Here is a 13,853-nt window from a genome sequence, read left to right on the forward strand (position 1 = left end):
GAAGGGGGAGCAGCGCTTGAACAGCCAAGGAGTAGCGGTCTCCATGGTATATCCGATCATGAAAACCATTGTGCACAAGGGGCTGGATACGGAGCAGTTCTGCACCTACGCCTCGTTCGATGCCCGTCTGCTGCAGGATGTGGAGGCGCGCATAACCGGGGAGGAGCTGGAGCGGTTACTGATCCGGGCTTCGCAGTATACGCAGGATGATTATTTCGGGCTGCGCCAGGGACAGCTTATGGATTTCGCGGATTTGGGTGTTCTCGGGTATGTGATGATGCATTCGCGGACGATAGGAGACGCGCTCGCCGCTTATCAGAGATACAATGTCATTGTGTGCAGCGGCTTTAATCTGGCATGGGAGGTGCAGGGAGAAGAGGCGATCCTCCGGATGTATGCCCAGCCGCCCGGGCGACTGTCCCGGCATTGTGTGGAAGATATGGCCGGTTCCTTGTTCAGGCTGATGAGCAAGCTTAGCAACCGGCTTATCGTGCTGCGGGATGTCCGCTTTACCCATGACGCCCCGGCCGGCATAGGTTCTTATCCGGCGGACGCAAATCCTTATAGAGAGGTGTTCGGCAGAACGCCCCGATTCGGCAGCGACGCCGATGTGCTGTGCTTCGACAAGGAAGAGCTGGACCGCCCGATTATGTATTCGGATGCGAGGCTGCTGAGCGTGTTCGAGGAGATGGCCAAGGAAGCCATGGCGGAGCTGGCGCCGGCGGGCTTGTTCTCAGAGCAGGTAGTACAGTGGATCAAACGATGTATGCCGTCTTACTTCCCTACGCTGCAGCAGACCGCCGAGGCTCTCGGAACCAGCTCGAGAACGCTCCAGCACCGGCTGAAGGAGGAGCATACGTCCTATAACGAGCTGTCCGCGCAAGTGCGGAAGGAGCTGGCGATCGGCTATCTGAGGAAGCGGGAGTATTCCGTCGGAGAGATCGCTTATGCGCTGCATTTCTCCGAGCCAAGCGCTTTTCAGAGCGCCTTCAAGAAATGGACGGGGGTCACGCCCGGCCAATACCGGGCAGATGCCAGGCAGACGGGGCGCTCATAGGGCCTGGGTTTCGTTTGAGAAGGCTCGCGGCGCCCCCGTAGTGAATGCATCGGGCGTACGAGGTATGAACATGGAAACGGGAGGTAATGAGGATGAAACCGAGAATTTCAGTAATTACGCTGGGTGTCGATCATTTGGAACGATCGCTCGCGTTCTATCGGGATGGTCTGGGTCTGCCGACGGAGGGGATTGTAGGGCAGGAGTTTGAGCACGGCGCCGTTGCTTTTTTCGATCTGCAGGCAGGCGTCAAGCTCGCTATCTGGCAGCGCAAGGATATCGCGCATGAGGCGAAGGTAGCGGCCGGACCATCCAGCTCTACGGAATTTACGATCGGGCATAACGTAGGCAGCAAGGCTGAGGTGGACCAGGTCATGGAGCAGGCGAAGCAAGCGGGAGCCGTCATCACGGACCCGGCGCATGATACGTTCTGGGGCGGCTATTCCGGCCATTTCCTGGACCCCGACGGGCATCTGTGGGAAGTGGTTTGGAACCCTGCGTGGGAGCTCGGGGACTAGCCGCTGCCCGGGAAACCGGTCACGAGTCGGGCACGCACATAGGTCAGGAAGAGGACCGTTCGGATTCACTTTGCGAAGCTGGATGAAGCCGTGCAGCATGCGGCGGCTTCCTCGGAATCGTTAAAGGATAAGCAACCCCCTTGGGAGCGGACAGGCAGCTGTACGGCTTCCAAGGGGATGTTTGGGTATGACGGTTCGGGAGCCCTACGGCTTCAAAATAACCTTTATACAATCGTCCTCATGGTCGCTGAATAGCTCATAGGCCTTGCTTGCCTGATCCAGCGGCAGCCGGTGAGAGATGATCTCGGTCGGATCGAATTCTCCGGCCGTAATCTTCCTGAACAGCTCCGGCATATAATGGATGACCGGTGCCTGTCCCATACGCAGGCTGATGTTCCTCTCGAACAGGTCTCCGAGCGGGAACATGTTGTACAGGGAGCCGTAGACGCCGGTCAGCTGCATCGTCCCGAATTTCCGGACGGCCTTGGCTCCGATCTCGAAGGCGCTCAGCGTGCCTCCTTGCAGCTTCAGCTTCTGCCCGATCGCCTCAAGCGCCGACTTTTTCCCGTCCATGCCCACGCAGTCGATCACGACATCGGCTCCCCCAGACGTCGTTTCTCTGAGAAAAGCGCCCATGTCGTCATGCTCTTCAAAGTTATATACCTCGGACCGGTTCATGCGCTTGGCTTTCTCCAGCCGATAAGGAAGGTTGTCCACGGCGATCACCCGGCTGGCTCCTTTCATCCAGGCGAACTTCTGCGTCATCAGCCCGACCGGGCCGCAGCCGAGCACGACAACGGTATCCCCTGGCTTGACCCCGGCATTTTCCACGCTCCAATAGGCGGTGGGCAGCACATCGGATAAGAAGAGGAGCGCATCATCCTCCAGCTCGCAAGATTCCGGAATAACGAACGGCATGAAGTTGCCATATGGCACATGCAGATATTCCGCTTGCCCTCCGGGATAATTGCCGTAACGGGGCGTGAAGCCCAGGTAGCCTCCGGTATGAATCTCGGGATTGCGATTGGAGTTGTCGCATTGGCTTTCCATCTCATGGCTGCAGTAGAAGCAGTGACCGCAGGATACGTTGAACGGCAGTACGACCCTGTCGCCTTTCTTCACCTTGGTGACATCCGGGCCGACCTCCTCGACGATGCCCATCGGCTCATGCCCGATGACATAATCCTTCTCGGCAGGCAGAGCGCCCAAATAAATATGGAGATCGGAGCCGCAGATCGCTGTAGAAGTGATGCGGACGATAATATCGTCTTTGCTGCGGATGGCGGGATCTTCGACTTGTTTGACTTGAATGTCTTTTGCGCCTTGGAAAGTCACTGCTTTCATGATCATCCTCCTCGGAAATGGGTTCCTGGACTTTTACCCGCTTTTGGGCCGGCTGAACAGGATACGGGCATGCGCCAAGCCCGCGCTCGCCGGCATTTCTTTGTTAGGATGGTCAGACAAGGGGCAGCCTATGAATAACCACTATAAGTATGCCTCAGGCCATGAAGGCGATGCGCCGCTGGTCGGTTTTTCACCCCGCCAAGCGAAGATCAGTTTGTACCTTCAGATGGACGCCGCGGAGCGCGAGCCGCTGTTAAGCACGCTGGGCAAGCATACGACCGGCAAAGCATGCGTTTATGTCAACAAGCTGGACGATATCGATTTGGACGTGCTGAAGCAATTGATCCGCCGCACCGTGCGATTTTTGCAGGAAGCCTACGGTGGACCCAGCAATTCGGACGAACATAGCAATCCATAAGAAACCGGAGCCCGGCGAATCGGCTATACTGTGAGAGAAGAGCGGACAATTATGATGAAGAGGTGAAGGAAAATGGCATGGCAATCCAAACAAATATTCGTCAATTTACCGGTAAAGGATTTGAACAGGTCCGTGGCATTTTTTACAGAGCTGGGCTTTGAGTTTAATCCTCACTATACGGACGAGAACGCGACCTGCATGATCATTGGAGAGAATATATACGCAATGCTGCTGGTAGAGAAATTTTTCAATACATTTACGACCAAGGAAATCGCCAACACCGAGACGACGGCGGAAGTGATCGTAGCGCTGTCTGCCGATAGCCGGGAGAAGGTGGACGAGATCGTCAGCAAAGCTTTGGCCGCGGGCGGCAAGCCTTACAACGATAAAGTGGACCACGGATTTATGTACACCTGGAGCTTCCAGGATGTGGACGGGCATCTGTGGGAGTTTATGTATATGGATGAGAACGCCGCAGGCGAAGCGCATCAATAAGGCGACGCAAGCAGGCTTACCGGCAACAGGACTGCTCTTCCGGCTGAAAGGCTGGAGGGGCAGTCCTGTTGCCGTTTCTATACGGACGGCCCCCGGATGCCGACAAGAGCCAAACCGCTTGCTTTATCTAGAAGTCCGGTGAATAAGAGGCCGGAGAGCTGATGGGGAGTTGGAACAGCGAGTGGAAACCCCGATCGGCCGCAGGTCGCACGTTATTCCCCGGACTTCTAGCGGCAATCTTGACATCGAAAATGAGGAATGATATAAAAGGGAGTGAGTAGCACTCGAGAGTAGAGAGTGCTAATGAGAAGGTTTTATTATCGAAAGGGGAGACAACCGGAGTGGAAAAAAAGCAGTTTCAGGCGGAATCCAAACGATTATTGGAAATGATGATCAACTCCATCTATACCCAAAGAGAAATTTTCCTCAGAGAACTGATCTCCAACGCGAGCGACGCAATCGACAAAATCTACTACAAAGCGCTGACCGACGATAAGCTGGTTTTCGACAAGGACAGCTACTATATTAAAGTTTCTGCAGACAAGGCCAACCGGACGCTGACGCTCCGCGACACCGGGATCGGGATGACGAAGGAAGAGCTGGAGAACAACCTGGGCGTTATCGCCAAGAGCGGCTCGCTGGCCTTCAAGAAAGAGAACGAGCTGAAGGACGGCCACGATATTATCGGCCAATTCGGCGTCGGTTTCTACTCGGCGTTCATGGTGGCGGATGTCGTCACGGTCGTCAGCCGCGCGCTCGGCAGCGATACGGCTTACAAGTGGGAGTCGACCGGCGCGGACGGCTACACGATTGAGCCGGCTGAGAAGGCGGAGGTCGGAACCGAGATTACGCTCAAGATCAAGGAGAATACGGAAGACGACAGCTACGACGAATTTCTTGAGGAATACCGGTTGAGATCGATCATTAAGAAGTACTCCGATTTCATCCGCTATCCGATCAAAATGGACGTCACCGGACGCCGTCCGAAGGAAGGCGCCGAAGGCGAATTCGAGGACTACGAGGAAGAGCAGCGCATCAACTCCATGGTCCCGATCTGGAGAAAAAATAAAAACGAGCTGAAGCCGGAGGACTACGAGAACTTCTACAACGAGAAGCATTACGGCTTCGACAAGCCGCTTAAGCATATCCATATCAGCGCCGACGGCGCCGTCGTCTATCAGGCGATTCTGTACATTCCGGGCAGCACGCCGTTCGATTACTACACCAAGGAGTTTGAGAAGGGGCTGGAGCTGTATTCGAGCGGCGTCCTGATCATGAACAAATGCGCCGATCTGCTGCCGGACTACTTCAGCTTCGTCAAAGGGATGGTCGACTCCGAAAGCCTGTCGCTGAACATCTCGCGCGAGATGCTGCAGCATGACCGCCAGCTGAAGCTGATCGCCAAAAATATCGAAAGCAAGATTAAAAGCCAGTTGCAAAGCATGCTGAAGGACGAGCGCGAGAAGTACGAGCAGTTTTACGGAGCCTTCGGCCGCCAGCTCAAGTTCGGCGTCTACAGCGATTACGGCAGCCACAAGGACGTGCTGCAGGATCTGCTGCTGTTCCACTCCTCCAAGGAGAAGAAGCTGGTATCGCTCGACGAATACGTATCGAGAATGCCTGAGGAGCAGAAGTACATCTATTATGCGACCGGTCCGTCGAACGAGCGCATCGAGAAGCTGCCGCAAACCGAGCTGGTCGCGGAGAAGGGCTTCGAGATTTTGTACTTTACCGACGATATCGACGAATTCGCGATTAAGATGATCATGAAATACAAGGACAAGGAGTTCCGCTCCGTATCCGGCGGCGATCTGGGCATCGAGTCCGAGGAGTCGGCAGACAAGGACGAGGCTGCGAAGGAAGCCCATAAGGATCTCTTCGACTATATGAAGAGCCAGCTGGAAGGCAAGGTGACCAGCGTCAAGGCGTCCAAGCGGCTGAGATCCCACCCGGTCTGCCTGTCGACAGAAGGCGAAGTTACGATCGAGATGGAGAAAGTTCTGAATGCGATGCCGAACAATCCGAACGTCAAGGCGGACAAGGTGCTCGAAATCAACGTTCAGCACGAGGTATTCAAGTCGCTGCTGGATGCGTTCGACAAAGACAAGGAGAAGCTGAACCTGTATACGGCGCTGCTGTACAACCAGGCGCTGCTGATCGAAGGGCTGCCGCTGCAGGACCCGGTCGAATTTACGAACGATATTTGCAAAATCATGGTTTAACTGAAACGCCAAACAACCAAGCCTCAGGCTTAGTTGTTTGGCGTTTGTGCGTGTGCTTGGCGAAGGTGGGGGGAGCTGTCGGCGTCGTTGGCCCGCTCTTTTCTCTTTCGGGACCGCCGCTGTTATCGTTCTCCCTGAGGGGGTTTGTCACAGATCGTTAGATTTGAGTGTGATTCCAATCACTATGTCCGGCGTCCGCACTGTCTATACTTAGTCGTAGATCATATAGGCCAAAGGAGATGCGAAACAGATGCTGGATAAAAAAACAATTGAAATCATCAAATCGACCGTGCCTGTACTCGAGGTGCACGGTACGGCGATCACGACCAGATTTTACGAGCGCATGTTCGCGGCTCATCCCGAGTTATTGCATATATTCAATCATGCCAATCAGAAGCAGGGCAGACAGCAGGCTGCGCTCGCCAACACCGTGTATGCCGCCGCTCTGCATATCGATCAATTGGAGAATATTTTGCCGGTTGTCAAGCGGATCGCCCATAAGCATAGAAGCTTGGGAGTCAAGCCGGAGCATTATCCGATCGTAGGCGAGAATTTGCTTGGCGCTATTCGGGAAGTACTGGGGGAGGCGGCGACCGATGAAATTTTGGAGGCTTGGGCGACTGCTTACGGCGTGATAGCTTCCGTCTTTATAGACGTGGAATCGGATATGTACAGGCATACGGAGGTGCAAGCAGGAGGCTGGGGGGATTTCAAGCCCTTTGTCGTGAGACGCAAAGTTCGCGAGAGCGAGGTCATTACTTCCTTCTATTTGACTCCCCGGGATGGCAGTCAGCCCGCGGCATTCGAGCCGGGGCAGTATGTAAGCGTCAGGCTGAACATGCCGGGCGAAGCGTATACGCATATTCGCCAATACAGTTTATCCGACGCGCCCGGCAAGCCGTACTACCGGATATCCGTCAAGCGGGAGGACGCGATGCAAGACCGGCCTGCCGGCAAAGTTTCCACGTACTTGCATGCTCATGTCGAGGAAGGTGAGGTGCTGTGGCTGTCGGCCCCTGCAGGGGACTTCACGCTCGATCAGAAGGATGAGCGGCCTGTCGTGCTGATCAGCGGGGGCGTCGGGCTGACGCCGATGATCAGTATGCTGAACACATTGGCCGAATCGGGCTCGGCGCGTACTGTGACCTTTATCCATGCCGCTCAACACGGATTAGTCCATGCGATGCGGGGGCATGTCGAGGAGCTTGCCAGCCGCCATGGAAATATTTCCGCGTATTGGTGTTATGAGAGGCCATCGGAGCAGGACCGCGCGGGGGCGGGCTTTCACAAGGAAGGGTACATCGATCAGGAGTGGCTGATGCAGACAGCCGTCTCTCGGAATGCGAGCTTTTACTTCTGCGGACCAACGCCGTTCATGAAGTCGGTCCGGGACGCTTTGCTTAGCTGGGGAGTCGAGGAAGCCGACATCCATTATGAGTTTTTCGGTCCGGCCGGCTCCTTGTGAGCGCGCAGCAGCCGATTGACCGTCTCTCTGCGAAGACCTGCGAACTGTCCGATCTCATCCTGGGTCAGGACGTCCGTTAGCTGATTTGCGCCGATATAAGTCTGAAACCAGCGCTGAAGACTGGCCAGCTTCTCAGCCGGCGATGTTTTTGTTAGCTGGTCGATCCGCTGCTGCATCATTCGCAGCTTATCCTGCAGTTGGAGGGCGATCGCGCGATAACGGGCCGGGTCGCCTTCCAGCTGCGCATACCAGTCCGCGGCGGGAAGCACGTCGATCTCGCAGGTGACCAGCGCTACCGCCGTGCCGTAGTAAGGGTTAGGGGTAAGCAGGGAATGATGGGGGATCGTCTCTCCGGGCACAATCATATTGACGAGCAAAGCATTCCCATCCTCGTGGACGCGGATAATTTTCAGAAGACCGCTGCGAAGTCGAAACAACGGACCCGTCTCCCCTTGACGGAATAGGATCTCGCCTTTATGCAGTATCATAGGAAATGCCTCGTTTCTGAAATGGATAAAGCGATAGACCGGCAAAATTGCCGGCTTATCGCTTTTTTTCGCAGCCGCCGATTGGCAAGCAGCGCTTGTCGCACGGTAAAGCTTACCACAGGAAATGGGAAAATAGAAGCGGAAACAAAAGCTTTAATTAACCAGCATGACCAATAGGTGGAAAGCCTCTAGTATTTTTATTTTTTGTTCTACAAGACTTGCCATTTAGGGTCCTCTATATGATACTATAGACCTATATACTTCATGTATGGAGAGTGCGGTCCCGATGAAATTCAACATCTGCTACAAAGGTAAAGTACTGTATGGACCTCTTCGCGAGGATGAAGCGCTTGCGAAGATGAAAAGCATGACGGCTCTTTTTGAGAATCTGGAGCTGAAGCCTGTCCAAGCCTCTGCCAAACTCCTTGAACTTGAAGATTCCAAGAAACCCAAAAAGAACAAAGGTCTTCAATAACCGCCTTCTTGCGACTGCATATAGAGATCCGGCATTCGCCTGACGGACAGACCGGCATTCACAAACAAGCCCCCGGCGAAAAACGCGGGGGCTTGCTGGCATGGGAGCCGGTTATTTGACTACAAAAACGTCGGTGTTGATTACCAGGTTGCCCGAGAAGCGGACTGTCGAAATCCCATAGCAGTTTTTGCTAACATCGTACAGCCGTCCGTCCGCGTCAATGATCGCTTTGGAGATTTGAGTCCCGCCCATGTGGGACGTCTCGTAATGAAGCTCCTTCGTGTAGACGGTCGGCTTCTGATGATGCCAGTCCCGCAAGCGGAAACGGTCCCCGGCGATGCTGACCATCCAAGCCTCCCCGTTAGGACCTGTCGCATAAAATTCGGAGCGTTCATCGGTTGATGTCATACCCAGATGCAGCCCCCAGTAGCTGTTGAACCAGTTCTCTTGCTGAATAAGCTTGGACCCGGAGGCGGAGCCGGCAGATTCTGCAGAGGCCAGCGGCAAAGCGACGAACATACTGCAAACGAGTAGAAGAAAAATGCGCCATCCATACGATTTCAACACATGTTCACTCCTTCGATTTCTTGTTTCCCCGTCACCTATTGTAAACAAACGGAAGCGTTCCAACATGGACCTAAAGTAGTAAATATTTTCCTCAGTTTTAGGCGCTTGGTGGTCCCCCGGTCCAATGCTCGATCCATAAACCGGGCGGAGTCAGGACATAATCGACCAAGCGCAGCAAATTAATCTGGGGCAGATGGTAATGAAACGAAACGACACTGTAGGCCGAATAGGCGAGAAGCAGAGCGAAGAAGCCGGTATCACGCCACAGCCGCCGTTTTATCAGCTTGGGCAGCAGGATCGCCGCTAGTCCCAAGTGTGCGATCAACAATATGACCGGAGCCATAGGTCCCTCCCTTATTTGCCGAGCAGCGTGCGGAACGAATCGTTGCTCATGCCTGTCCGCTCAATCGTGACCGAAGCGGTCGGCCGAAAGTCAACTTGCGTCCATGGCAGCTCCTTCTCATTTTCCCAGCTTCGCCAGATGCCATGCTGCTTCCGATAGATCAGATCGGATATGCCCAAAATATCCGACTTCAGCCGAACGGACGCTTGCCAGGCTTCCTCCATATACCCGGTGATGGCTTTTTCGATGGATCGCTGCGCTTGCTTCAGCTGCTCCGGAGAGGCCAGTTGACCGTTACAGTCCGCCTCGATCAACACTACCTTCAGCTGGGCGTCTGCGGTTACCACAGCCCGGTCGCCTTGGCGTGCGGTGTGAAGCTGAGATTTGACATCCGACACCCGAATACTGTAGAGGGAGTTGCTGTCGCGAGGGCAGGCGAAAGTCAAAGTCGTGCTTTTCATCTCATTTTTGACCAGGTTCACGCCTATGCTTTCTTGCGCATTCAGCCATCCGACCAGTTTGTCGTAGCGGAAGACGGCATTGGTGCCAAATTTCAAAGTAGCTGAGCTGCTAGATTTATCCCAGGCGCCAGTGGTTTGTTGGGCTGGAATGCCGCCAGTGATGACAATCTCCGGAATGACGGCGCTTGCCGACCGGCTTGCGATCGTCATAGCGGCCGCATATACGCGGGTTCTGCGAACCCGGGAGGTTTGCTCCTCTGCGACAGTCGTCATCTTCAGGACGCCGGAGCCTTGAATTTTCTCCAACGGAAGCAGCACCTTGAGCACGTTTTTGGGATTATCCCGGGTAATGAAGATGGACACCGTTTCCCGGTTCTCCTGATTGCGCAGGTACAGATCGATAATGTTGGTCAAGCCCTGCCTGGCTGCCTGTTCGCTGACGACGACAACACGGTTGTGAGCGAAAAACAGGGTTCGCGGAAACTCCAGACTGGCCCGCTGCACGGCCTCGATCGGCGTAGAGCCCAGCGAGCTGAATACGTTGATAGGCGAGACGGAAGAGCCCCCGGTGCCCGAAGAGCTTGAGATAGCCTGTGGGATAACGATCTGATAACTGATTTCATATTGGTTATCCTTATAGCCGACGCCCGTGCCGGAAATAATGGCGAACTGGTTAAGCTCCACGCTGTTCCAGCAGCCGCTCAGCCCAAGCGTAAGAGCTAATGACAGCAAAGGCAGGAAAAGCCGCCGGCTCATAAGGCGGAGTCCGCCTTCCGATGTCTTGTCAGCCATAACACGAGGACGAGCAGGGCGGGAATCAAGATATTACCTACATACGAATACAGGTTGTATGTAGTGAAATGCCGGAAGGACGCTCCCATAATCCAGGTTTGCGTCGAATGCTCGCATGTTAAGACGGACAGCGGAAAGTAAATAGCTCGTTGCCGAGTCAGCTTCAGCGTCTCCCGCAGGCAGTAGATGCAGCCGTATACATAGACGGCCAGCTTCATAAACATCGTACTCATCCAGATAGCAACGAAAATAATATCGATGCGCTGGACGAATTCGCCGATCTCGACGACCCCGAACACGCTGAACGAAGCGTAATTGAGCAGCTTGGGGATATCGGGACCCAGTATCATGATGGTGCCTAGAATGACCCATAGCAAGGTAAAGCCCGTGATAAGCGAGACGCCGACAGTGAGTCCGAGCGTTTTGACAGGCGGCTTGAGACGGTGTGCGATCAGCAGGAGGAATGAGATCTCCGATAGCCAGCTGATCGGTCCGAAGCTGCCTTGTATGATCCGAATGGCGGGCACGCCCGTCAAGGGAAGGACCCATCCCGGCTGCATCAGATTGAAAAACAGCACCGTGCTGAGGCACATCGTGACGCCGCTGCCGACGATAAGGACGCTTGAGGTGTTGGCAAGTACCGTCAAGCCTTGATCGACGGCATAAATCGCAACTGCCAGGATGACCATACAGATGATCATATTGGGCGTACGGCTAAGCAGCTTCTCGCGGACGAAATCGGTGAATTGATGAAGAATGTCGATCATGCTGATCCAATAGTAAAGGGCCAGCAGCAGTCCGGCTGCCGCGGCGGCCCAAGCGCCGACCTGCTGCCTGAGCAGCTCGAACAAGCTTTTGCCGTTGTAGAAGCGGATAAGGCCGGACACCAGCAGAGCGACCAGCACTGTCAGGAGCGTGGAAAGCAGCATGGAGATCCAGGCGGAATGCCCGGCGTAGCGAATGACGCTCGTAGGCACCGTCAGGATAGCTGTAGGGACGATGCCTACAACCATAAGAGTCGCCGCCTGATATGAATTCAAAAACTCGGGTTGAGCCTTCATGAAGAAGTATCGCCGTCCTTTCCTTCCTTTTTGCGCGTCGCTTCGCGGACATGGTTAAGATTGGGGATGGATTTGGGACGGAGCCGCATCCACCAGTGGGGAGCCCGAATGAACAAGTCCTTCCAGTCGGACCCGATAAACGGGGCCACGGAGGACAGGTAAGGCACGCCGAAGGAGCGCAGCCCGACCATATGCAGCAGCAGAAACACAAACCCCGCCGTGATGCCGAACAAGCCGAGGGAGGCGGCAAGCATCATGAAGAAAAAGCGAATGAGCCGGGAAGCGGTCGCCATATTGATCGCTGGGGTGACGAAGTTGGAGATCGCGGTGAACGACACGACGATGACCATGGCCGCCGACACCAGGCCGGCCTGAACCGCTGCCTGTCCGAGCACAAGCGCCCCGACGATCGAGATGGCGGGACCGATCAGCTTGGGCATTCGCACGCCCGCTTCCCGCAGCACCTCGAAGGTAATCTCCATCAGCAGCGCCTCGACAAACGCCGGGAAAGGGATGCCCTCCCGCTGGGCGGCGAGACTGATGAGCAGCGTACTTGGCAGCATCTCTTGATGAAAAGTCGTGATCGCGACATACAGGGACGGCAGCAGCATGGATACCCAGAAGGAGACGAAGCGCAGCAGGCGCAGAAACGAAGCCAGGTCAAAGCGCTGGTAATAATCCTCGCTGGATTGGAAAAATTTCTCGAAGGTAACCGGCACCAGCAACGTAAACGGAGTGCCGTCGGTCACTATCGCGACCTGGCCTTCCAGCAGCGCGCCGGCGACGGCATCAGGGCGTTCCGTATTCATAATGGTAGGAAAAGGAGTCCAGGTCCGGTCCTGAATATATTCCTCGATATATCCGCTCTCTAAGATGCCGTCGGTTTGAATGGCACCGAGCCGCTCATTCACTTCACGGACAACGGCCTCGTCCGCGATGCCGTTGATATACATAACCGCAACCTTGGTATGCGTGTACTGGCCGATGGTATGCTCCTTGATCCAGAGCTGAGGCGTCCTCACTCGCTTGCGAACCAAGGAAATATTGGCCCCCAAGCTCTCCGTCATGCCATCCCGCGGTCCGCGGATGACGGCTTGCGTCTGCGGCTCGTCTACGGAACGTGCCGCTCCTCCTTCGATATCGACCGCAATTCCCGATGCATCCCCGTCGACCAGCAGGATGGCGCAGCCTGCCATCATTTCTCCCAGCAGACTTTGCATAGTCGATACCGGACGGATATTTCCCGCTCCGGTGAACGAATGGGCCGCCTGGTTCAGATCGGACGATTGATCCGCAGCCGAATGCCCATTTTTCAAAGAATCGTCAATCAGAGAGCGAAGCATAGTATCCTGCAGCGATTGCTTGTCGATCAGACCCTCCACAAATACAAGCGCCGCCTGCTTGCCGCCGGTCAGCTGGAGCGGACGAATATTCAGGTCTGCGCTGTGGCCCATCTGCCGACTGATGGCGGAGAGCGTTGCAGACAGGTCGGCGGATAGAGGAATTTCTCCAGCCTTTCCATGACCATGGCCGGCAGTATCGCGAGGGAAAGAGGAGCCGCTAGGCTGCATAGTCCATCACCAACATTTTCTAGGATTCGATTAGTATGGTTCATCTGAACGTAAATATGCAGAAGCCGCCTGCCTCGTTCTATGATAAGAGTGTCGAAAAGCGTATTTGGTCCGTAAATCACGGTAATGAAGGGGCTTCTCTGGGGGAGGCTGAGGCAAGCCCGACATTATTTTTAGCCCGGAGGGTATAGAGAGGCTGGAGCCGAGCCATAATACAGTTAGGCGGTGAACGAGAGAGGTGTAGTTCCGTTGGGCGTTCTAACGAGCAATACCGAGGCTGAGGCAGTTGTGATCGAATCCTGAGCGAAGCGAGGGGATGTGCCGCAGAGACGTACCGTAGTACCCGTACTGCATCGTCAATGTTGGATTACCCGAGATTCAAAAAGGTATAATCGCAGAAGACCAAAACCAATTTCACCGCCTGGAGGACTCCGTAAGGAGTCCTTTTCCTGTTTATTATTGAATGAATAACCCCATCATAATAATTGACGAACGGCATATATTCTTGTATAGTTTAATTGTTTACTGTTGAAATATTATCTTATGAAGAGAATTCTCAACACCAACACATAGGAGACA

The 13,853-nt window shown here is 54.7% G+C and carries 14 protein-coding genes; 7 read left to right on the top strand and 7 right to left on the bottom strand.

Going from position 1 to position 13,853, the window contains the following annotated elements:
- Window positions 1-16 precede the first annotated feature (16 nt).
- A complete protein-coding gene (locus tag BLR08_RS02170; protein ID WP_072328356.1) occupies window positions 17-1,057 on the top strand; it encodes an AraC family transcriptional regulator in 1,041 nt (346 codons plus the stop codon).
- Between the two features lie 92 nt (window positions 1,058-1,149).
- A complete protein-coding gene (locus BLR08_RS02175; RefSeq protein WP_072327974.1) occupies window positions 1,150-1,572 on the top strand; it encodes a VOC family protein in 423 nt (140 codons plus the stop codon).
- Between the two features lie 204 nt (window positions 1,573-1,776).
- Here BLR08_RS02175 and BLR08_RS02180 read toward each other — a convergent pair whose 3' ends face one another.
- Window positions 1,777-2,916 (bottom strand): zinc-dependent alcohol dehydrogenase, encoded by a 1,140-nt coding sequence (locus BLR08_RS02180; protein ID WP_072327976.1) that lies wholly within the window; start codon window positions 2,914-2,916, stop codon window positions 1,777-1,779.
- Between BLR08_RS02180 and BLR08_RS02185 the strand changes: the two genes are divergently transcribed.
- The 4 genes from BLR08_RS02185 (at window position 2,915) to hmpA (ending at window position 7,516) form a co-directional block, all read left to right on the top strand.
- Window positions 2,915-3,334 carry a DUF1801 domain-containing protein gene (locus tag BLR08_RS02185; RefSeq protein ID WP_090585833.1) on the top strand — a complete coding sequence of 140 codons (420 nt, stop codon included), beginning with the start codon at window positions 2,915-2,917 and terminating at the stop codon, window positions 3,332-3,334. The genes BLR08_RS02180 and BLR08_RS02185 overlap by 2 nt on opposite strands.
- A gap of 72 nt (window positions 3,335-3,406) precedes the next feature.
- Entirely contained in the window at window positions 3,407-3,829 is a 423-nt protein-coding gene (locus tag BLR08_RS02190) for a VOC family protein (protein ID WP_072327978.1), read from the top strand.
- A gap of 341 nt (window positions 3,830-4,170) precedes the next feature.
- Window positions 4,171-6,051, top strand: a complete 1,881-nt coding sequence (gene htpG / locus BLR08_RS02195) for a molecular chaperone HtpG (RefSeq protein WP_072327980.1) — start codon at window positions 4,171-4,173, stop codon at window positions 6,049-6,051.
- Window positions 6,052-6,301: 250 nt separating this feature from the next.
- Window positions 6,302-7,516, top strand: coding sequence for an NO-inducible flavohemoprotein (hmpA, locus tag BLR08_RS02200; RefSeq protein WP_072327982.1), 1,215 nt, complete (start codon window positions 6,302-6,304; stop codon window positions 7,514-7,516).
- On the opposite strand, the gene BLR08_RS02205 is transcribed toward hmpA, so the two are convergent.
- Window positions 7,483-8,004, bottom strand: a complete 522-nt coding sequence (locus BLR08_RS02205) for a Crp/Fnr family transcriptional regulator (protein ID WP_072327984.1) — start codon at window positions 8,002-8,004, stop codon at window positions 7,483-7,485. The genes hmpA and BLR08_RS02205 overlap by 34 nt on opposite strands.
- A 286-nt stretch (window positions 8,005-8,290) precedes the next feature.
- Between BLR08_RS02205 and BLR08_RS02210 the strand changes: the two genes are divergently transcribed.
- Window positions 8,291-8,479, top strand: coding sequence for a hypothetical protein (locus BLR08_RS02210; RefSeq protein WP_072327985.1), 189 nt, complete (start codon window positions 8,291-8,293; stop codon window positions 8,477-8,479).
- Window positions 8,480-8,590: 111 nt separating this feature from the next.
- Here the strand turns inward: BLR08_RS02210 and BLR08_RS02215 are convergent, their stop codons facing one another.
- The 5 genes from BLR08_RS02215 to BLR08_RS02235 form a co-directional block, all read right to left on the bottom strand.
- A complete protein-coding gene (locus tag BLR08_RS02215; RefSeq protein WP_072327986.1) occupies window positions 8,591-9,043 on the bottom strand; it encodes a hypothetical protein in 453 nt (150 codons plus the stop codon).
- 100 nt (window positions 9,044-9,143) lie between these two features.
- Window positions 9,144-9,389 carry a hypothetical protein gene (locus BLR08_RS02220; protein ID WP_072327987.1) on the bottom strand — a complete coding sequence of 82 codons (246 nt, stop codon included), beginning with the start codon at window positions 9,387-9,389 and terminating at the stop codon, window positions 9,144-9,146.
- An 11-nt stretch (window positions 9,390-9,400) separates the two neighbouring features.
- Window positions 9,401-10,606, bottom strand: coding sequence for a Ger(x)C family spore germination protein (locus tag BLR08_RS02225; RefSeq protein ID WP_072327988.1), 1,206 nt, complete (start codon window positions 10,604-10,606; stop codon window positions 9,401-9,403).
- Window positions 10,603-11,703 carry a GerAB/ArcD/ProY family transporter gene (locus tag BLR08_RS02230; RefSeq protein WP_072327989.1) on the bottom strand — a complete coding sequence of 367 codons (1,101 nt, stop codon included), beginning with the start codon at window positions 11,701-11,703 and terminating at the stop codon, window positions 10,603-10,605. Before BLR08_RS02230 ends, BLR08_RS02225 begins: the two co-directional genes overlap by 4 nt.
- Entirely contained in the window at window positions 11,700-13,274 is a 1,575-nt protein-coding gene (locus BLR08_RS02235; RefSeq protein WP_072327990.1) for a spore germination protein, read from the bottom strand. The genes BLR08_RS02230 and BLR08_RS02235 overlap by 4 nt, the downstream gene beginning before the upstream one ends.
- Window positions 13,275-13,853 lie beyond the last annotated feature (579 nt).

Origin of the sequence: Paenibacillus sp. cl123 (assembly GCF_900101595.1) — a bacterium.
Classification (GTDB): Bacteria; Bacillota; Bacilli; order Paenibacillales; family NBRC-103111; genus Paenibacillus_G.